The sequence below is a fragment of the Streptomyces sp. NPDC054866 genome (assembly GCF_053610745.1).
The window spans coordinates 117289-135905 of sequence record NZ_JBSGZA010000002.1 but is presented as its reverse complement, the minus strand read 5'-3'; the positions used below and the strand labels follow the sequence as shown (position 1 = coordinate 135905).

Below are 18617 nucleotides of genomic sequence, written 5' to 3'. Positions count from 1 at the left end.
AGCTCAGCACTGACGTGGCGTCAGCACTGGTACAGCGTCGTGTGCTTGAACGACGACGTCCCGCCGTTGAAGCCGTACGTCCCCCGGTATGCCGGAGGGTTCTGGTACTCGCCGACGATCGTGATCGTGTCGGCGCAGGAGCCCTGGCCCACGCGCTTGGCGTCCAGGCGCATCGTGTCGCCGATGAGGCCACCCGTGATGTCCCACGGAGCGCCGCAGATGCCGGAGGTGATCTGGCCGCCGGTCACCACGTGCGGGTAGGTGTTCGGGTTGAACTTCACCTCGATGGCGAAGGTGATCGCGCCGTTGTGCAGCTCCAGCTTGCAGGTGGTGGCCACCGCCTCGGCGGACACGTCCTGGGGCGCGGCGAACGCCTCGTCGCGCGTCTTGACCTCGGCGCCCTGCGGGTTGTGGAAGCGGTGCTCCGCGCGGGCCTGGCCCTTCTGCTTGCGTGCCTGAGTGGTCATGAAAGCCCTCCTCTCGTGGTGCGACCGGTCAGGCCAGCTGTTCGGAGACCTCGACCCGCAGCAGCGCGCGGACGTTCTCCAGGTGGTTGAGCACGGTGACGGTCGAGGAACCGGCGAACAGCAGTCCCATCGCGACGTTGTCGAGCGAGGTCACCAGGGACCCCGAGTCGCCGCCCGCCGAGATGTTCGTCGTCAGGATCTGGTCCTTGAAGCGGGCCGTGCCCGCCGTGCCGTAGTTGACGTCGATGGTCGCGTCGACGGCGATGATCCGGCCGAAGGAGATGTTGGTCGTGCGGCCGGTCTTCTTCACCAGGTCGCCGACCGCGACGTTCGCCTTGCGGCGCCAGGCGCGCGGCGCGCCGCTGCAGTACGTCTCGCGGGTCGCGTCCTGGAAGTCGACGGTGCCGAGCGCCGCGTCGACGACGTTGTTGTGCCGCTCCAGCGGAATCTGCGGGGCGAACTGGATCGTGATGAAGCGCTCCAGGGTCGCGATGCGGTCGGCCGGGTCCTGGCCGCCGTCGAAGACACCCGGCTGCACGATCGCGCTGCCCAGCTGGGCGCGGTTGGAGTCGGCGAGCACGTGGTTGTTGGAGAGGATGTAGAACTTCGCCGGTACGCCGAGGCCGGGGCCCGGCGGGTCGACCGAGGCGCCGGGCAGGAAGTCGTAGACCACGCTGCCGAGCGTGCCCGCCGTCACGCGTACGTTGCCGACCGAGAAGCCGGAGGGGCACGGGCGCATCCGGCGCTTGAGGAGCTGCGGCTCGAACGCGCCGAGTCCGCCGAGCTCTTCGAGCATGGGCTGCGAAAGGCCCGCGAGCTGTTCGCTCACGCCGCCGTCCGGGCCATAGGTCGCCGAGCGGTCGTCCGTGCGGCCGCCCTTGCGCTGCTGGCGCTGCGCGGCGACGTGGCCGACGGCGACGACGTCGGTGGGGGTGCCGTCGTCCATCTGGGAGGGGATGACGTCCCGCTCCGGGAGCATGGACTCCGGAACCTTCTGGGTCACGAACACGATGACCGCGGGTTCACCGGTGGGCTCTCCGTCGATCCACTTCACGCCGTGGCCGAAGCCGACGACGTTGGCCAGCGACGTCTGGGGGCCCAGGAAGTCTCCTGTCGCCTGCTGGCGCGAGCTGTCGCTGAGCTGACCGCCGGTGGGTCCTCGCATCAATTCGGGCTGGCTCACCACGCCAGACCACCTCTTCCCCTTGGTTGAAGGGTGGAGTTCCGGTCGGCTCGCGCAGGCCGTCCTACTGGGCCGCGGGCTCACCGATGGCGAGCACGCGCACGGGGACGCCTTCGAGCGCTTCCGGAATCACGTCTTCGTCCCGGAGCCGGTCACGGGGCACCTTGCGGGTGACGAACACGACGATCACGTCCGCCCCGGTGTCCTCGTCCTTCCCGATGCCGACGCCGGTGACATTGGCCAGCTTCATCAGCCGGTCCTCATGGAGGCTGCGTGCCTGCTGTGCGTCCACGCGGCTCGCCTCCCCCAACGGGTGATGCAGGTAGGTGATGTCTATTGCCGTGTGGATGGCGGGTCAAGGCATTCCACACGAAATCTTGGCTTTACGGGCGATCCGCGCCTGTTGACCTTGTCTACGAAGATTCTTCCGACCACTGGCTCAGGAGGCCCGGGAACCTCCGCCTCACGTGCGCAGATGTGAGGCGCCGTTGAGGTCGAGGACCGTGCCCGACGCCCACTCCGCCACCGGGGACGCGAGCCACAGCACCGCCGCCGCGATCTCCTCTGCCGTGCCCGCCCGCCCGAACGGACTCTGCGCGCGGATCGCCGCGCCCTCCTCCCCGCTCAGCCGGTGCGCGACCCTCTCCGTCTCGAAGAAACCGGGCGCGACCGACGCCACCGCGATCCCGTACGGCGCGAGCGACACCGCGAGGGACTGGCCGAGCGCGTGCACGGCCGCCTTGGTCGCCCCGTACGCCGGGTGGTCCGGCTCCCCGCGGAACGCGCCGCGCGAGCCGATGTTCACGATGCGGCCGCCCGTGCCCTGGTCGATCATCCGGCTGGCAGCCAGGTGGCTGAGGTTCGCCGTGGCCAGGAGGTTCACCGACACGTGCCGCTGCCAGAGCGCCGCCCAGTCCTCGTACGACGTGTCGGCGAGGGGGTGCGGCAGGTTCACGGCGGCGTTGTTGACCAGGACGTCCAGACCGCCGAGCGCACCGGCGGCCCGCCCCGCGACGTCCGCCGCGCCCGCCGGATCCGACAGGTCCCCGCCCACCAGCGCATGGCCCTCGCCCTCGAGCGAGGCGAGCGTCGCGCGTGCCTCGTCCTCGCGCGAGCCGTAGTGCACCGCGACGCGGTCGCCGCTCGTGGCGAAGGCCTGCGCGAGGGCTCTGCCCAGACCTCGGGAGGCCCCGCTGATCAGGACACGGCGACCGGTGGCGGGCAGGTTCATGGAAGGTGGCCCCTCGACGTCGAACAGCGTTCAACCGCTGTTTATACGCGAGCGAGAACGTGACGCCGACAGCAGCCCGGCCGAAACTGGAAGTATGCAGGCCGAGAGTCGCAGCACGTACACAGTCAGCCCGTAGCCCGCTCGTACGCGCCTCAGGAGACATCATGTCGCTCACTCGCAGGGACTTCGCCAGACGCTCCGCGGTCACCGGTGCGGGGGTCGCGCTCGCCGGCAGCGTCGGCGCGCTCGCCACCGCACCCGGCGCGCTCGCAGCCGAGGAGACGACGGAGGACGGGGCCGACGTGCTGGGAGGCGCCCCCGGCTACGGCCCCCTCGTCCCCGACCCGAAGGGCCTGCTCGCGCTGCCCGCCGGATTCTCGTACCGCGTCCTCACGCACAGCGGGAAGACGAAGCTGGAGACCGGCGAGTTCACGCCGTCCAACCACGACGGTACGGCCACCTTCGAGGGCCCGCGCGGCGTGACGCTGCTCGTCAACAACCACGAGCTGAGCGGCCCCCGCTCCAAGTGGAAGCACCCGGTCCCGCTCACCGAAGGCCTCGTCTACGACCCGGCCGCGTCCGGCGGCTGCACCGTCGTCGAGGTCCGCCGCGACGGACACGTCGCCGAGTGGGTCGGCATCGCGGGCACCGCCACCAACTGCGCGGGCGGCAGCACTCCCTGGGGCACCTGGCTGACCTGCGAGGAGACCGAGGACAAGGCCGGCCAGAACGGCATGACCAAGGACCACGGCTACGTCTTCGAGGTCGACCCCTACGACCGGCGTGCCAACCGGGCACCCAAGCCGATCAAGGCCCTTGGCCGCTACGCCCACGAGGCCGTGGTCGTCGACCCCAAGCGCGGCCACCTCTACCTCACCGAGGACGCCGACGAGCCCAACGGCCTGCTCTACCGCTGGACCCCGCCGCAGGGCTTCGAGCACGGCCGCGGCAAGCTGCGCGCCCTCGCCGACGACGCGGGCGTCCTGAAGGCGCCCAAGTGCTACGACTCCGGCGGCCGTTTCGTGGACGACCTGTCCCGCGCCACCAAGATCGGCACCGTCTACGGCGTGGACTGGGTCGAGGTGCCCGACCGCGACGCCCGCACGGTCCCGGTGCGCGAGCAGTTCGACGACGGCGACATCACGCGCGCCCGCAAGCTCGAAGGCATGTGGTGGGGCGACGGCGGCGCCTACATCGTCGCCTCGTACGCCCGCGACGAGAGCCCGGTCCAGCACGACGGCCAGGTGTGGTTCTACCACCCGGCCCGCCGCACCCTCACCCTGAAGGTCCTCCTCGGCGTCAACCAGGACCCCTCCCGGGACGGCGCCTTCGACAGCCCGGACAACATCACCGTCTCCCCGTACGGCGGCCTCGTCATCGCCGAGGACGGCAACGGCATCCAGCACCTCTTCGGGGCCACCGAGCGCGGCCGTACGTACCCGATCGCGCGCAACGAACTCAACGCGGGCACGCCCGAGAAGCCCTCCTACAGCGAGTTCGCCGGCGTCACGTTCTCGCCCGACGGCAAGACGCTCTACGCCAACATCCAGTCACCCGGCATCTTGCTGGCGATCACGGGACCGTGGCGGCGCCAGCGCCACTGACGGAAATTCCCGGGTGTCGGACGAGGTGGCGAGCGTCGTCGCGGCGAAGCTCGCGGACCCGGCGGAGGTCGCGAAGTCGCGGCAGTTCCCCTTCCGCTACCTCGCCGCGTACCAGCACGCGCCGTCGCTGCGCTGGGCGTACCCGCTGGAGCAGGCGCTCGGCCACTCGCTGGCCAACGTGCCCGCACTGCCCGGCCGTTCGCTGACCCTGGTCTTGAGCGCTTCGGCAGCCTGGGCGGCACGAACACCACCGAGGCGGTGCGCCGTTTCTGCAAGAAGCACGACCGCGCGAGTCCGGCACGGGCAACCGCCATGTGTTCGGGGGGCTTTCGGACGCGGCCTTCCGGATGGTGACGCTGCTCGAAGCGGGGGCTTCCAGCGATTGGCCGTGGGTTCGGAAGTGAGGCACCGGAGGGCGGGGAGAGGGCGGGGAGTTGACTTCTCCCTGCCCTCAAGCCCCTTGTCCGCAGCGGGAATTGGTATCTAACATTTCAGTGCATGGGAGCCATGCAACCGGTGCGCCGCACCCTCCTCAGGGACCAGGCGTACGCATCGATCCGTGACGCGATCGTCGGCGGTGACATCCCGCCGGGCAGCGTCGTGCGGGACGCCGACCTCGCCGCGTCGCTCGGCCTGTCCCGCGCGCCCGTCCGTGAGGCGTTCGCGCGGCTCGTCGACGAAGGCCTCCTGGAGACCAAACCGCAGAGCCACACCCGCGTGACGCCGCTGGACGCGGCCGACGTCAGGGACGCAGCCGCCGTCGTCCGCGCCATGCACGAGCTGGCCGCCCGCAGCGCGGTGCCCCGCCTGGAGCCCGCGCACCTCTACGCCATGCGGCAGGCCAACCGCCGGTTCGCGGCGGCCGTCGCGTCCGGCGACGTGGAAGAGGCACTGCGGGCCGACGACGACCTGCACGGCGTCCTCGTCGCCGCCTGCGGCAACAGCGCGGCGGCGGCCACGATCGCCCGCTACACCCCTCTCATCCGCCGCCTGGAGAGGCAGCGCTTCGGTGAGGGCGTGACCTGCGGCTCCGCCGAACTGCACGAGCGTCTCATCGACGCGTGCGCGGACGGCGACCCGGAAGCGGCGGCGGCCGTCACCACGGAGATCTGGCGCGTCCTGGAAGACCTCGCCCACCCCTGAACCTCCCGGAGGCCCCCGTGCCCGCAGCGTCCGCACCGTCCGCGCCCCTCGACTCCTACGCCCGCTACCCCCTCCTCTTCGGCCCCTCGCCCGTCCACCCCCTCGACCGCCTCACCCACCACCTCGGCGGCGCCACGCTCTGGGCCAAGCGGGAGGACTGCAACTCCGGCATCGCGTACGGCGGCAACAAGACCCGCAAGCTGGAGTATCTGGTCGCCGACGCCCTCGCCCAGGGCTGCGACACCCTCGTGTCGATCGGCGGCGTCCAGTCCAACCACACCCGCCAGGTCGCGGCCGTGGCCGCCCGCGCCGGGCTCAAGTGCGTGCTGATCCAGGAGAGCTGGGTCGACTGGCCCGACTCCGTCTACGACAAGGTCGGCAACATCCTCATCAGCAGGCTCGCGGGCGCCGACGTACGCCTCGTACGCGCCGGATTCGGCATCGGCATCAAGGAGAGCTGGGAGCGGGCGGTGCGCGAGGTCGAGGAGGCGGGCGGCAGGCCGTACGCGATCCCGGCGGGCTGCTCCGAGCACCCTCTCGGTGGCCTCGGCTTCGCGGGCTGGGCGTACGAAGTGGCCGAGCAGGAGGAGGAATTGGGGGTGTTCTTCGACACCGTCGTGGTCTGCTCGGTGACCGGGTCCACACAGGCGGGCATGGTCGCCGGGTTCGCCGCGCTCGCCGAGGAGGGCGGCCGCCCCCGCCGCGTTCTCGGCATCGACGCCTCCGCCGATCCCGGCCGCACCCGCGAGCAGATCGCCAGGATCACGCGCGGGACGGCCGAACTCATCGGCGTACAGGCACAGGTCAAGGATGCCGACATCGAGCTGGACGCGCGCTACCACGCGGGCACCTACGGGCTCCCGGACGAGGCCACCCTCGACGCGATGCGGCTCGCCGCCCGCACGGAGGGCATGGTGACCGACCCGGTCTACGAGGGGAAGTCGATGGCCGGGATGATCGACCTGGTGGACAGGGGAGAGATCCCGCGCGACGCGACCGTCCTGTACGCCCACCTCGGCGGGCAGCCCGCCCTGAATGCCTACAGCGCCTTGTTCTGATCGGGGCGCCTGGGGCACACATGTGCGCGCGGTGCCATGGGGCAATTACGTAACGCTACGGGGAATGGGAAATTGTGTGTCGGTTTGATGCCGATGTGAGGACCGTGTGAGCTCGGAGCATGGTGCGCCGGGGTCCGGAGGGCGCATACTCAGAACATGACGAGGCCCCCCGGTACCCGACGCCACCTGCCGAACAGCCCCTTTAACGTTCCGCCGCCGCCCGCACCGCCCATCGAGCAGTTCGCCGTGGGCGACCGGGTCTCGCACGACCAGTACGGACTCGGACGCATCGTCGGAGTCGAAGGCGAGGAAGCGGTGGTCATCGACTTCGCGGGCCGCCAGGGAAGGTTCCTGAGCCCGTACCCCAAGCTGGCCAAGCTCTGATCCGCTGATCTGCGTACGACAAAGGGGCGGCCGCCGGGAGGAGTCCTCCTGGCGGCCGCCCCTGCACATGCCCGCCGCGGCTACAGCGCCTGCGCCGCGGGCTTCACCATTCCGCGCACGGTCCGTGACTTCACGAAGTCACCCATGGCGGTCATTTCCCACTCGCCCGTGAACTGCTTGATGAGCTTGGCCATCATGACGCCCGTCTGCGCCTCGGCGTTCGTGAGGTCGAAGCGGACGAGCTCCTCGCCCGTCGCCGCGTCGAGCAGACGGCAGTACGCCTTGGCGACCTGGGTGAACTTCTGGCCCGAGAACGAGTTCACCGTGAAGACGAGACCCGTCACGTCCTGCGGCAGACGGCCCAGGTCCACGACGATCACCTCGTCGTCTCCGCCGCCCTCACCCGTGAGGTTGTCGCCGGAGTGCTTGATCGCGCCGTTCACGATCGACAGCTTGCCGAAGTAGCAGCTGTCCACGTGGTTGCGCTGCGGGCCGTACGCGATGACGGAGGCGTCGAGGTCGATGTCCTTGCCGCCGTACGCGGGCTCCCAGCCCAGGCCCATCTTGACCTGCGAGAGGAGCGGCTTGCCGCCCTTGACCAGGGACACGGTCTGGTTCTTCTGGAGGCTGACCCGGCCCTTGTCCAGGTTGATCTTCCCGGCACCGGGCGTGGGCGCCGGGGGAGCGGCGGGCGCGGCCGGTGCCGCGAGGCGGGGGTCCGCGACCGGCGGGGGCGGGCCCTGAACCGGGGCGCCGGACGGCGGCGCCATCGGGGCGGCGGGCGCCGCGGCGGCCGGAGCGGCCGGGGCAGCGGGCTCCTCGACCGAGACACCGAAGTCCGTCGCGATGCCGGCCAGCCCGTTCGAGTACCCCTGACCGACGGCGCGCGCCTTCCACGCGCCGTTGCGCAGATAGACCTCGACGATCACCAGGGCGGTCTCGCCGCCGAGCTGCGGGGGCGTGAACGTGGCGAGGACGGAACCGTCGTCCGCGTTGCGGATGGTGGCGGTGGGCTCGATGCCCTGGAAGGTCTGGCCCGCCGCGTCCGGGCTGGCGGTGACGACGATCTTCTCGATGCCGGCGGGCACGGCGGTGGTGTCCACCGTGATCTTGTCGGGGGTCGTACCGCCACCCGACTGGTAGGTCACACCGGGGCCCGAGGGCTGGTTGAAGAAGATGAAGTCGTCGTCGGAGCGCACCTTGCCGTCGGCGGTGAGCAGCAGGCCCGATACGTCGAGCCGCACCGGAGCGGCGACGTCCACCGCCACGCGGGGGGCGGAGAGGGGGATGTTCGAGCCGGGTGTCATAGCGGTCATGTCCGGGGTAACGAACGTCCCGGCTTTGCCGTTCCCTTACCTACAGAACTTTTCTTCCCCAACCCCGCCCCTTCCCGAAAACCCGCGGCGCCTGAGGACCGGGGGCTGGGGCGGAGCCCCAGCCCCACAGGGTCCGCCCCTACGGCAGCACCACGATCTTCCGGCCGACACCGGAGGCGAACCGCTCCAGAGCTTCGGGGTACGCCGTCAGCGGCATCCGGTCGCTGATGAACACGTCCGGGTCGAGGACGCCGCAGGCGAACAGCTCCGCCGCCCGCTCATAGCTGTGCAGCACCGCCATCGAACCGGTGATGGTGATCTCCTGGTTGTAGATGCGGTACGGATCGATGCTGACCCGTGTCGCGTAGTCGGCCACCCCGAACTGCAGGAACGTGCCGGCCTTGGCGACTCGCCCCAGACCGTCCTGGATCGCGTTCGCGTTCCCCGTGGCGTCGACCACGATGTCCCATCCCTGCGGCCGGTCGAGCTCGTCGGCGCCCGCGGCCGATCCCGAGACGCCCAACTGCCGCGCGGTGGCGAGGCGGTCCGGGTTGAGGTCCACGACGTCCACGCTCGCCGCACCCGTCCGCTTGGCGAGTTCCAGCATCATCAGGCCCATCGTCCCGGAGCCGTAGATCAGGACGTGGGCGCCCAGCCGGACGCGGAGCACGTCGTAGCCGCGTACCGCGCAGGACAGTGGTTCGATGAGGGCCGCGTCCTGGGTGCGTACGTTCTCGGGGAGCCGGACGCAGTTCGCGACGGGCGCGACCGCGTACTGGGCCGCGCCGCCCGCCGTGGTGACGCCGATCGCGGCCCAGCGCTCGCAGAGGTTGTTGTGGCCGGTGCGGCAGTAGCGGCACTCGTAGCAGTAGAGCGAGGGGTCGACGGCCACCCGGTCGCCGACCGCGAGCTCCGTGACCTCGCGGCCGAGCCCCACGACCTCCCCGGCGAACTCGTGCCCCGGCACCACCGGCAGCGTGGGCGCGAACTCGCCCTGCAAGATGTGCAGATCGGTCCCGCACAGACCGCACGCGGCGACCTCGACGACGACCTCGCGCGGCCCCGGAGTGGGGTCGGGCACCTCGCCGACGACAGCCTTGCCGACGGACTCGATGATGGCGGCCTTCACTTGACGGCTCCCAACGACAGGCCCTGGACCAGCTTGTCCTGGGCGGCGAACCCCGCGGCGAGCACCGGCAGGGAGATCACGAGCGACGCGGCGCACACCTTGGCCAGGAACAGGCCCTGGCTGGTGATGAAGCCGGTCAGGAACACGGGCGCGGTCTGGGCGACGACGCCCGTGAGTACCCGCGCGAAGAGGAGTTCGTTCCAGCTGAAGATGAAGCAGATCAGGGAGGTCGCCGCGATCCCCGGCAGCGCGATGGGAGCCACCACGCGCGCGAGGATGGTCGGCAGCCGAGCCCCGTCGATCTGCGCGGCCTCGATGATCGCGACCGGCACCTCGGAGAGGAAGGACTGCATCATCCACACCGCGATCGGCAGGTTCATCGACGTGTAGAGGATGACGAGCAGCCAGATGTTGTCGAGCATCTCGGCGTTCTTGGCGAACAGGTAGATCGGAAGGAGGCCCGCCACGACCGGCAGCATCTTCGTCGACAGGAAGAAGAACAGGACGTCCGTCCACTTCTTCACCGGCCTGATGGACAGCGCGTACGCGGCAGGCAGCGCGAGGACGAGCACAAGGAGGGTCGACGCGACCGACGCCACGGTGGAGTTGATGAGCGCGGGCCAGGGGCTCGCGCCGCCGCCCGTACCGAAGAAGTCGCGGTAGCCGTCCAGGGTGAGCGAGGCGGCGAGCGAGGGCGGATTGGTCGCGGCGTCCTCCTCCGAGTGGAAGGAGGTCAGCGTCATCCAGGCGATCGGCAGGAAGAACAGGAGGCCGATGAGCCAGGCGGCGAGGCCGAGGCCCGCAGAGCCACGGATGGGGAAGCGGCTCCCCGGCTTGGTACGTATACGCGTCACGGCAGTGCTCATGCGCGGGACGCCTCCTCACGGAACAGGGACGAGACGACCCGCAGCGCGAAGGTCGCGATGATGATGGAACCGATGACCACGAGGACACCGGCGGCGGACGCCAGACCGTTCTCGTGGGCCTGGTAGAAGCTCTGGTAGACGGTGTAGGGCAGGTTGGCGGTGCCCAGGCCGCCCGAGGTGATCGTGAAGACGGCGTCGAAGTTCTGCACGATGTAGATCGAGCCGAGCAGCGCCCCGAGCTCCAGATAGCGGCGCAGGTGCGGCAGCGTCAGATAGCGGAACACCTGCCAGTTGCCCGCCCCGTCCATGCGGGCCGCTTCGATGAGCTCACTGTCGCGGCTCTGCAGCCCCGCGAGCAGGATCAGCATCATGAAGGGCGTCCACTGCCAGATCAGGGAGGCCTCGATGGCGATCAGCGGGGTGTTGGAGACCCAGTCGGGCTGGGTGGCGCCGTCACCGCCCACCCAGTGCAGCAGGCCGTTGAAGAGCCCGTACTCGGGGTTGTAGAGCACGTGCTTCCACAGCAGCGCGGCGGCCACGGGCACCAGCAGGAACGGCGCGATGAGCAACGTACGCACCAGGCCGCGCCCCCGGAACTTCCGGTCGAGGAGCAGGGCGAGCCCGAGGCCGATGACGAGGCTCGCGAGCACGACGGTGGCCGTGAGCACGATGGTCGTCAGGACGGACTTGCGCAGGTCGGGGTCGGTGAGGACCTCGGAGTAGTTGTCGAATCCGGCGAAGCTGCGGGCGTCGGGGTAGAGGGCGTTCCAGTCGAAGAAGGAGATCACCAGCGTGGCCACGAACGGCAGCTGGGTGACGACGACCATGAAGATCAGGGCGGGCAGGAGCGGGGCCCTGGTGGCCCAGGCGCGCAGCCGTCCTCCGGGGGGCTTGGCTCCGGACACGCGTACGGTCCTGGGCGCGACGGTGGTGGTACTCGCGGTGGCGGTCATCGTCCCTCGTACTCCTCGGCGATCTTCTCGGCGAGCTTCTGTGACTTCTTGAGGGCCGATTCGACGGACTGGCGCCCGGCGATGGCCGCGCTGATCTCCTGGGAGACCTTCGTGCCGAGGTCGGTGAACTCGGGGATGCCGACGAACTGGATGCCGGGCGCGGGCCGGGGCTGCACGCCCGGGTCGCGCGGCCTCGCGCCCTCGATGGCGGCGTGGGTGACGGCCTGGAAGGCGGCGGCCTCCTCGCGGTACTCGGGGTTGGCGTACGTGGAGGCGCGTTTGCCCGCGGGGACGTTGGACCAGCCGATCTTCTCGCCGACCAGCCGCTCGTACTCCTTGCTCGACGCCCAGGAGACGAACTTCCAGGCCTTGTCCGGGTTGCGCGAGGCCTTCTGCAGGCCCCAGGCCCAGGTGTAGAGCCACCCGGAGCTCTTCGTCTTCTCCACGGGCGCCGGTACGTAGCCGATCTTGCCCTTGACCGGGGACTTGGCGGATTCCAGTGAGCCTGCGGCGGCCGTGGCGTCGTACCACATGGCGGTCTTGCCCTGGGTCAGGTTGTTCAGACACTCGGCATAGCCGGACTGGGCGGCTCCGGACTCGCCGTGCTCGCGAACGAGGTCTACGTAAAAGCGAGTTGCTTTCTTGAACTCGGGTGAGTCGAGGCGGGCCTTCCACCCTTTGTCGAACCACGTCCCTCCGAAGGTGTTCACCACGGTCGTCAGGGGCGCGATCAACTCGCCCCAGCCCGGAAGCCCGCGCAGACAGATGCCCTTCATCCCGGACTCGGCGCCGTCCACATCCGCCGCGAGCTTGGCCACCTGCTGCCAGGTGGGGCGCTTCGGCATGGTCAGACCGGCCTTCTTGAACACGTCCTTCCGGTACATCAGGAAGGACGACTCTCCGTAGAAGGGCTGTCCGTAGAGCTTGCCGTCGTCCCCTGTGAGGGACTGGCGCATGGACGGCAGTACGTCCTTCTCGTCGTACGCCTTGTCCTTGCGGGTGTACGAGCCGAGTTCGTGCAGCCAGTCGTTCTTGGCGTAGATCGGGATCTCGTAGTTGCTGAGCGTGGCGACGTCGTACTGGCCCGCCTGGTTGGCGAAGTCCTGGCTGATCTTGTCGCGGACGTCGTTCTCGGGCAGGACCGTGAAGTTCACCTTGATGCCCGTTTCCTTGGTGAAGTGGGCGGCGGTGAGCTTCTGCAGTTCGACCATCTGCGGGTTGTTCACCATCAGTACGTTGATGGAGTCGCCGCCTGAACCGGTCCCGCCCGCCCCGGCCCAGCAGCCGGAGAGCAGCGGGGCAAGCAGCGTCCCTGCGGCTGCCGCGGCGAGCGCGCGCGGCCTCCGTCGGCTCTGGGTTCGCATGAATGCTCCTGGACGTATAGGGACGTATGGGGTGTATTGGGGGTGGGCGAGGGCGTGCGGGATCACGAAAGGTGCCGGGGGATGGCGAGCGGGGCGGACGGGGGGTGAGTCAGACGCGGATGACCTGCGGGCCCTGGAGCGAGTAGCGGTGCGCCTCGGAGGCGGGCAGCTGCGTACTCGTGACGATCGCCTCCACCTCGCCGACGTGCGCGAACCTGCAGAAGCTCGTCGCACCGAACTTGGTGTGCACACCCGCGAACACGGTGCGCCGCGAAGCGCGGATGGCCTGCGCCTTCACCTCGCTGACCGCGGGGTCGGGGGTGGTCAGGCCGTGCTCGCGGGAGATGCCGTTGGCCCCGATGTAGGCGAGGTCGATCACGAACCCGGCCAGCATGCGCGTCGTCCAGTGGTCGACGGTCGCGAGGGTGCCGGGGCGGACGCGGCCGCCGAGGAGGAGCACGGACATGTTGTCGGCCTCGGCGAGGGCGCCTGCGGTGGCCAGGGACGCGGTGACGATCGTCAGGGAGCGGCCCTTGGCGGCTTCGGGGAGGGCCTCGGCGATGAGCTGCGGGGTGAAGCCTTCGTCGACGAAGACGGTTTCGGCGTCGCCGAGGAGGTCGGCGGCGGCGGTGGCGATCCTTCGCTTCTCCGGGACGTGCATGGTGGTGCGGAAGGCGAGGGTCGTCTCGAAGCCGGCGCTCTCCACGGGGTACGCGCCGCCGTGGGTGCGGCGGACCAGGCCGTGGTCCTCCAGGGCGCGGAGGTCGCGGCGGACGGTTTCCTTGGCGACGCCCAGCTTGGTGGCGAGTGCGGTGACGTCCACGGAGCCGGAGGTCCGTGCCGCCCGGACGATTTCCCGCTGGCGCTCTTCCGCGGTCATGGCTGCCGCCTCCTTCCCTCGCTGTGCCCGTTCGGGCCTCTGGGGGAAAGTTCTACAGCGGGGGGCGGTACGTGAACAGGCTCGGAGCGGGGGTGATGGTGCCCGTCTCTGCCCGTTTGGCGGGGCCATGGCCTGTGGTTCGGGCTCGGGGTGTGCCCGTTCGGGGGGTGGGGGGTGCCCGTTCGGTGCCCGGGTGGGGGTTCGGGGCTTTCTTTTCCCCAACCCCGCCCCTTCCCAAAAACCCGCTCGGCGCGGGGGCCTTGCGTGCCGTTGATCACCGGCTTCGCCGAGTTCGTCCTCAAACGCCGGACGGGCTGGAATTCCCGCCGGTCCGGGGAAATCTTTCAGCCGTCCGGCGTTTGAGGACGCCCCCGCGCAGCGGGTTTTCGGGAAGGGGCGGGGTTGGGGAGGAATCCCTTAATACGGCCACACCGGCGGGCTAGTGCAGAAGTGACCCCCCAGATTCGCGTGGTCCGGGTTCCCGGGATCCAACTCCCCCTGCTCAGCGACCAGCTTCTCCGCATACTGCTCAGAATCATCCCGCGGCTCATAACCCAGCGCCCGCGCCGACGAAAGATCCCACCACAGCCGCGTGTTCGCGGACGACCCGTACACCACCGCATGCCCCACCGCGGGAGCGGTCAGCGCCGCGTGGAAGAGACGGGCCCCGTCGCCGGGACTCATCCAGACCGACAGCATCCGCACACTCGTCGGCTCCAGGAAGCACGAACCGATCCGCACCGAGACCGTCTCCAACCCGTGCTTGTCCCAGTAGAACTGGGCGAGGTCCTCACCGAAGGACTTCGAAAGGCCGTAGAACGTGTCGGGACGGCGCGGCGCGTCCACCGCGATCAGCGGATCGTCGCCGACGGGCCGCGGGGTGAACCCCACCGCGTGGTTCGACGAAGCGAAGACGACACGGCCTACGCCCTCCTCCCGCGCCGCCTCGTAGAGGTTGTACGTCCCCTCGATGTTCGCCCGCAGGATCTTCTCGAAGGAGGACTCCAGGGAGATGCCCGCGAGATGGATGACCGCGTCGACACCCCGCACGGCCTCCCGCAGCGCCTTCTTGTCGGCGAGGTCCGCCGTGATCGCGTCCGGCTCGCCCTCGATGGGCCGCACGTCGAGCAGCCGAAGTTCGTAGCCGTACGCCGGAAGCAGCCCCCGCATCAAGGTGCCGAGGCCGCCTGCGGCACCGGTGAGCAGGACGGTGCGGGGAGCGGGCATGAAGGGGTCTCCTCAGATCAGTGGCTGATCAGTGCTGCTCAGCGACTCAGCGGCTGCATTCGCGTGTACGTACAGCATTCACATCTGTAGAAATCTGCGGACACGCTAGAGATCAACGCCTCGCCGCGTCAAGTGTGTTGCGTGGACCTTGACGCTTGACCGCGGCTCAACAGGCAGCTTAGCGTGGGTGCGTTCAGAAATATGGACGTGGATCAGAAACGTGCACGCTAAGGGAGAGCCCGTGACGTCAGCACCCCTCGCCGCTCGACTCGACATCCCCAGCGGGCCGCTGTTCTTCCCGGTCACCGCCTACGCGCCGGACGGCTCCGTCGACCTCGACGTCTTCCGCGCGCACGTGCGCGCGGGCGTCGACGCGGGCGCGGCGGCCGTCTTCGCCTGCTGCGGCACGGGTGAGTTCCACGCCCTGACGCCCGAGGAGTTCCGGGCCTGCGTCGGCGCAGCCGTCGAGGAGTCGGCCGGACGGGTGCCGGTGGTCGCCGGCGCCGGGTACGGCACCGCGCTCGCCGTGCGGTACGCGAAGCTCGCCGAGGACGCGGGCGCCGACGGGCTGCTCGCGATGCCGCCCTACCTCGTCGTGGCCGAGCAGGAGGGACTGCTCCGGCACTACGCCGAACTGGCCGCGGCCACCTCGCTCGACGTCATCGTCTACCAGCGTGACAACGCCGTGTTCACCCCGGAGACGGTCGTCGAGCTCGCCCGCACCGAGGGCGTCATCGGCTTCAAGGACGGCCTCGGCGACATGGACCTGATGCAGCGCATCGTCAGTGCCGTGCGCGCGGAAGTCCCGGAGGAATTCCTCTACTTCAACGGTCTGCCCACTGCAGAGCTGACCGGACTCGCCTACCGCGGCATCGGCGTGACGCTCTACTCGTCGGCGGTGTTCTGCTTCGCGCCCGACATCGCACTCGCCTTCCACCGGGCCTTCAACGCCGGGACCGCCGAGGGCGACGCCACCGTGAACCGGCTCATCGACGGTTTCTACCGCCCCTTCGTGGAGCTGCGCAGCGAGGGGCGCGGATACGCCGTCTCCCTCGTCAAGGCGGGCGTACGCCTTGCCGGGCTCGATGTCGGCGGGGTGCGGACGCCGCTGCACGAACCCGCCGACGAGCACATCAAGCGCCTCGCCGAGCTGACCGAGCGCGGACGCGCCCTGCTGCGGGAGGAGGGCGCGTGAGCCGCGTAAGTCGTTTGAGGGCCTCCGCCTTTCTCTACCCCTGGGACGTCGTCGGCGACCCCGCAGCCCCCGCCCGCGTCGCGGACCTCGGCGTCCAGCAGGTCACCCTCGCCTCCGCCTACCACTCCACGCGCGCGCTGACCCCCCGGCACCCGCGCCACCGCATCGTCACAGCCGAGCACGCGGCGGTCCTGTACGAGCCCGACAGCCGTTGGGAGGGGCGCGAGTTGCGGCCGTACGCGGCTGGAAGCTGGGCCCCGGGTGACGCTTACGGAGAGGCCGCCGACGCGCTCGCGGGCGCCGGGCTGGAGGTGCACACCTGGGTGGTCCTCGCCCACAACTCCCGTATGGGCGCCGACCATCCGGACACCTCCGTCGTCAACGCCTACGGAGACCGCTACCCCTGGGCGCCCTGCATCGCACAGCCCGCCACGCGCGCGTACCTCGTCGACCTCGCGGCCGAGGCCGCCGTGCGTCCCGGCGCGCACGGCACCGAGCTGGAGTCCCTCGGCTGGTACGGCCTCGCGCATCTGCACGCCCACGACAAGATCGCGGGGGTGACGCTGGGCGAGGCCGGGCAGTACCTGATGTCGCTGTGCTTCTGCGCGGACTGCCGCGAGGGGTACGCCCGACAGGGCCTCGCAGCCGATGAGTTGGCGGCCGGAGTCCGCCGCGCCCTGGAGCCCGCGTGGCGGGGCGAGGAGCCCTCCGGTGGGTGGGAGGCGGTGGAGAAACTCCTGGGCGCCGAGCCGGCCGCCGCCACGCGCGCGTGGCGCGAGGAAACCGCCCGCACCCTCCAGGAGGCGGCGATCGCGGCCGTGCGCGCCGCCGCCCCCGACGGCTTCCACGTGCTGCTGCACGCCGACCCGGTGGCGTACCACTGCGGCGCCAACGCCGGAGTCGACCCGCAGCACATCCTCTCCGCGGCCGACGGCGTGGTCGTGCCCTGCACGGGCGGTGCGGACGCCCTGACGGCGTTCGCCCCGTACCGCACCGACCGCACCACCCTCGCCGCTAACTTCACCGTCGTCTCCGGCATGGGCGGCAGCCCCGCCACCCTCGCCGCCGACGCGGCGCACGCGGTCACGCTGGGCGCGGACGAACTGCGGCTCTACCACGCGGGGTTGGCGTCCGACGCGGATCTCGCGCAGGTGCGAAAGGCCCTGTCGGAGCTCAAATAGCCTCTGTCGCCCGCGAAGTGAAGACGGTTACCATCCGCGCAACCATTCGCTCCAGTACGAGGAGACAAGGTGCGCAACAAGGGGATATCGGCGCTGGTCTGTGCCGGGTTCATGGCAGGCGCGGCGGTACTGGGCGGGGCCGTGCCCGCCGCCGCGCAGACGGATGGGGGACAGGCTGCCGCGCCCGACATCAGGGAGCGCTTGGAGAAGATCCCCGGCATGAAGGTCGTCTCCGTGGCCGACAGGGAGGGTTACCCCTTCTACACGCTCACGTACGCCCAGCCCGTCGACCACGGCAACCCGCGCGCCGGCACGTTCACCCAGCGCGCCACCCTCTGGCACAAGGCCACGGACAAGCCGACCGTGCTCTACACCGGCGGCTACACCCTGGCGTCCAACACCACCGCTCTCACCAAGCTGATCGACGCCAACCAAGTCAGCGTCGAGCACCGCTACTTCGAGCAGTCACGCCCCTCGGGCACGGCCGGCTCCGACTGGTCCAAGCTCACCGTCCAGCAGGAGGCCGCCGACGAGCACCGCCTCACGCAGGCGCTGCGCGGCATCGAGAAGGGCAAGTGGCTCGGCACGGGCGCCAGCAAGGGCGGCATGACAGCGACGTACCACGAGCGCTTCTACCCCGAAGACCTTGACGCGGTCGTCGCGTTCGTGGCGCCGAACGACGCCAACAACAGGGACGACAGCGGCTACGAGCGGTTCTTCAGGACGGTCGGCACGGCCGAATGCCGGACCGCGCTCAACGCCGTGCAGCGGGAGATGCTCGTACGCCGCGAGGCGCTGCTCCCCAAGTTCGAGGCGGATGCCAAAGCGAACGGCGACACCTTCGAGGAGACGCTCGGCACCACCGACCGTGCCTACGAGTTCGCGGTCCTCGACCAGGTGTGGAACTTCTGGCAGAGCGGCACCGTCGACAACTGCCCGACCGTGCCCGACGCCGAGAAGGCAAGCGACGACGAGCTCTACGACTGGTCGAAGAAGCACGGCCTCAGCGTCTACCAGGACGAGACCCTCGGCACGAACGGCACGGGCCCCTACTACCGCCAGGCCGCCACCCAACTCGGCTGGGCCGACCTGAAGTTCAGCCACCTCAAGGACGTCCGCCGCTACCCGGACATCTACCAGCCCAACTCCGTGCTGCCCGAGGCGATGCGCGGCTCGTACAACAACAGGACCATCGCCGACGTCGACCGCTGGGTGCAGACCCGCGGCCAGCGGATGATGTTCATCTACGGCGAGAACGACCCGTGGAGCGCGGAGAAATTCACCCCGAGCCACCGCGACTCCTACCGCTACGAGGCCCCGGCCTCCAACCACGGCGCCTCCATCGCCAAGCTCCCGGCAGCCGAACAGGCCGAGGCCATCGCGACGATCAAGCGCTGGGCGGATGTGAAGTGACGCACATTTAGGGGCATTTGGTG

At 70.0% G+C, this 18617-nt stretch carries 18 protein-coding genes and 1 pseudogene; 8 read left to right on the top strand and 11 right to left on the bottom strand.

The genetic code is table 11. The annotated features are described in order from the left end of the window. Positions 1–20 precede the first annotated feature (20 nt). The 4 genes from ACWGI2_RS09310 to ACWGI2_RS09295 form a co-directional block, all read right to left on the bottom strand. Positions 21–467 carry a hypothetical protein gene (locus ACWGI2_RS09310; RefSeq protein ID WP_453401284.1) on the bottom strand — a complete coding sequence of 149 codons (447 nt, stop codon included), beginning with the start codon at positions 465–467 and terminating at the stop codon, positions 21–23. A gap of 28 nt (positions 468–495) precedes the next feature. Next, positions 496–1650 carry a hypothetical protein gene (locus ACWGI2_RS09305; protein WP_453694781.1) on the bottom strand — a complete coding sequence of 385 codons (1155 nt, stop codon included), beginning with the start codon at positions 1648–1650 and terminating at the stop codon, positions 496–498. Positions 1651–1714: 64 nt separating this feature from the next. Continuing rightward, positions 1715–1942, bottom strand: coding sequence for a hypothetical protein (locus ACWGI2_RS09300; RefSeq protein ID WP_453694780.1), 228 nt, complete (start codon positions 1940–1942; stop codon positions 1715–1717). 171 nt (positions 1943–2113) lie between these two features. Next, complete coding sequence (locus tag ACWGI2_RS09295; protein ID WP_453694779.1) at positions 2114–2881, bottom strand: SDR family NAD(P)-dependent oxidoreductase; 768 nt, start codon at positions 2879–2881, stop codon at positions 2114–2116. 164 nt (positions 2882–3045) lie between these two features. Between ACWGI2_RS09295 and ACWGI2_RS09290 the strand changes: the two genes are divergently transcribed. The 5 genes and pseudogenes from ACWGI2_RS09290 to ACWGI2_RS09270 all read left to right on the top strand — a co-directional run bounded on the left by ACWGI2_RS09290 (position 3046) and on the right by ACWGI2_RS09270 (position 7070). Then, positions 3046–4485 (top strand): alkaline phosphatase PhoX, encoded by a 1440-nt coding sequence (locus tag ACWGI2_RS09290; RefSeq protein WP_453694778.1) that lies wholly within the window; start codon positions 3046–3048, stop codon positions 4483–4485. A 13-nt stretch (positions 4486–4498) separates the two neighbouring features. Further along, positions 4499–4889: pseudogene (locus ACWGI2_RS09285) on the top strand (TROVE domain-containing protein); the annotation flags it as partial. Between the two features lie 94 nt (positions 4890–4983). Next, positions 4984–5628, top strand: a complete 645-nt coding sequence (locus ACWGI2_RS09280; protein ID WP_453694777.1) for a GntR family transcriptional regulator — start codon at positions 4984–4986, stop codon at positions 5626–5628. Between the two features lie 17 nt (positions 5629–5645). Further along, positions 5646–6686: a 1-aminocyclopropane-1-carboxylate deaminase gene (locus tag ACWGI2_RS09275; RefSeq protein ID WP_453694776.1), complete on the top strand. Its 1041-nt coding sequence runs from the start codon at positions 5646–5648 to the stop codon at positions 6684–6686. 156 nt (positions 6687–6842) lie between these two features. Further along, positions 6843–7070 carry a CarD family transcriptional regulator gene (locus ACWGI2_RS09270; RefSeq protein ID WP_135329399.1) on the top strand — a complete coding sequence of 76 codons (228 nt, stop codon included), beginning with the start codon at positions 6843–6845 and terminating at the stop codon, positions 7068–7070. A gap of 80 nt (positions 7071–7150) precedes the next feature. Here the strand turns inward: ACWGI2_RS09270 and ACWGI2_RS09265 are convergent, their stop codons facing one another. From ACWGI2_RS09265 to ACWGI2_RS09235, 7 genes are all read right to left on the bottom strand, one after another. Further along, entirely contained in the window at positions 7151–8377 is a 1227-nt protein-coding gene (locus tag ACWGI2_RS09265) for a TerD family protein (protein WP_453695698.1), read from the bottom strand. A gap of 148 nt (positions 8378–8525) precedes the next feature. Continuing rightward, complete coding sequence (locus ACWGI2_RS09260; protein ID WP_453694775.1) at positions 8526–9515, bottom strand: zinc-dependent alcohol dehydrogenase family protein; 990 nt, start codon at positions 9513–9515, stop codon at positions 8526–8528. Further along, entirely contained in the window at positions 9512–10381 is an 870-nt protein-coding gene (locus ACWGI2_RS09255) for a carbohydrate ABC transporter permease (RefSeq protein WP_453694774.1), read from the bottom strand. Before ACWGI2_RS09255 ends, ACWGI2_RS09260 begins: the two co-directional genes overlap by 4 nt. Then, positions 10378–11334, bottom strand: coding sequence for a carbohydrate ABC transporter permease (locus ACWGI2_RS09250; protein WP_453401275.1), 957 nt, complete (start codon positions 11332–11334; stop codon positions 10378–10380). The genes ACWGI2_RS09255 and ACWGI2_RS09250 overlap by 4 nt, the downstream gene beginning before the upstream one ends. Continuing rightward, on the bottom strand, positions 11331–12698 hold the full coding sequence (locus ACWGI2_RS09245) for an ABC transporter substrate-binding protein (protein WP_453694773.1): 1368 nt from the start codon (positions 12696–12698) through the stop codon (positions 11331–11333). Before ACWGI2_RS09245 ends, ACWGI2_RS09250 begins: the two co-directional genes overlap by 4 nt. A 109-nt stretch (positions 12699–12807) precedes the next feature. Continuing rightward, positions 12808–13578: a DeoR/GlpR family DNA-binding transcription regulator gene (locus ACWGI2_RS09240; RefSeq protein WP_453401273.1), complete on the bottom strand. Its 771-nt coding sequence runs from the start codon at positions 13576–13578 to the stop codon at positions 12808–12810. Between the two features lie 417 nt (positions 13579–13995). Next, the gene (locus ACWGI2_RS09235) at positions 13996–14805 is read right to left on the bottom strand and encodes an NAD-dependent epimerase/dehydratase family protein (protein WP_453694772.1); all 810 of its coding nucleotides are present in this window, start codon (positions 14803–14805) and stop codon (positions 13996–13998) included. Between the two features lie 241 nt (positions 14806–15046). Between ACWGI2_RS09235 and ACWGI2_RS09230 the strand changes: the two genes are divergently transcribed. The 3 genes from ACWGI2_RS09230 (at position 15047) to ACWGI2_RS09220 (ending at position 18594) form a co-directional block, all read left to right on the top strand. Next, entirely contained in the window at positions 15047–16000 is a 954-nt protein-coding gene (locus ACWGI2_RS09230) for a 5-dehydro-4-deoxyglucarate dehydratase (RefSeq protein WP_453401271.1), read from the top strand. A gap of 14 nt (positions 16001–16014) precedes the next feature. Further along, positions 16015–17181, top strand: a complete 1167-nt coding sequence (locus ACWGI2_RS09225; RefSeq protein ID WP_453695696.1) for a hypothetical protein — start codon at positions 16015–16017, stop codon at positions 17179–17181. Between the two features lie 69 nt (positions 17182–17250). Further along, positions 17251–18594: a S28 family serine protease gene (locus ACWGI2_RS09220; RefSeq protein WP_453694771.1), complete on the top strand. Its 1344-nt coding sequence runs from the start codon at positions 17251–17253 to the stop codon at positions 18592–18594. Positions 18595–18617: the final 23 nt, after the last annotated feature.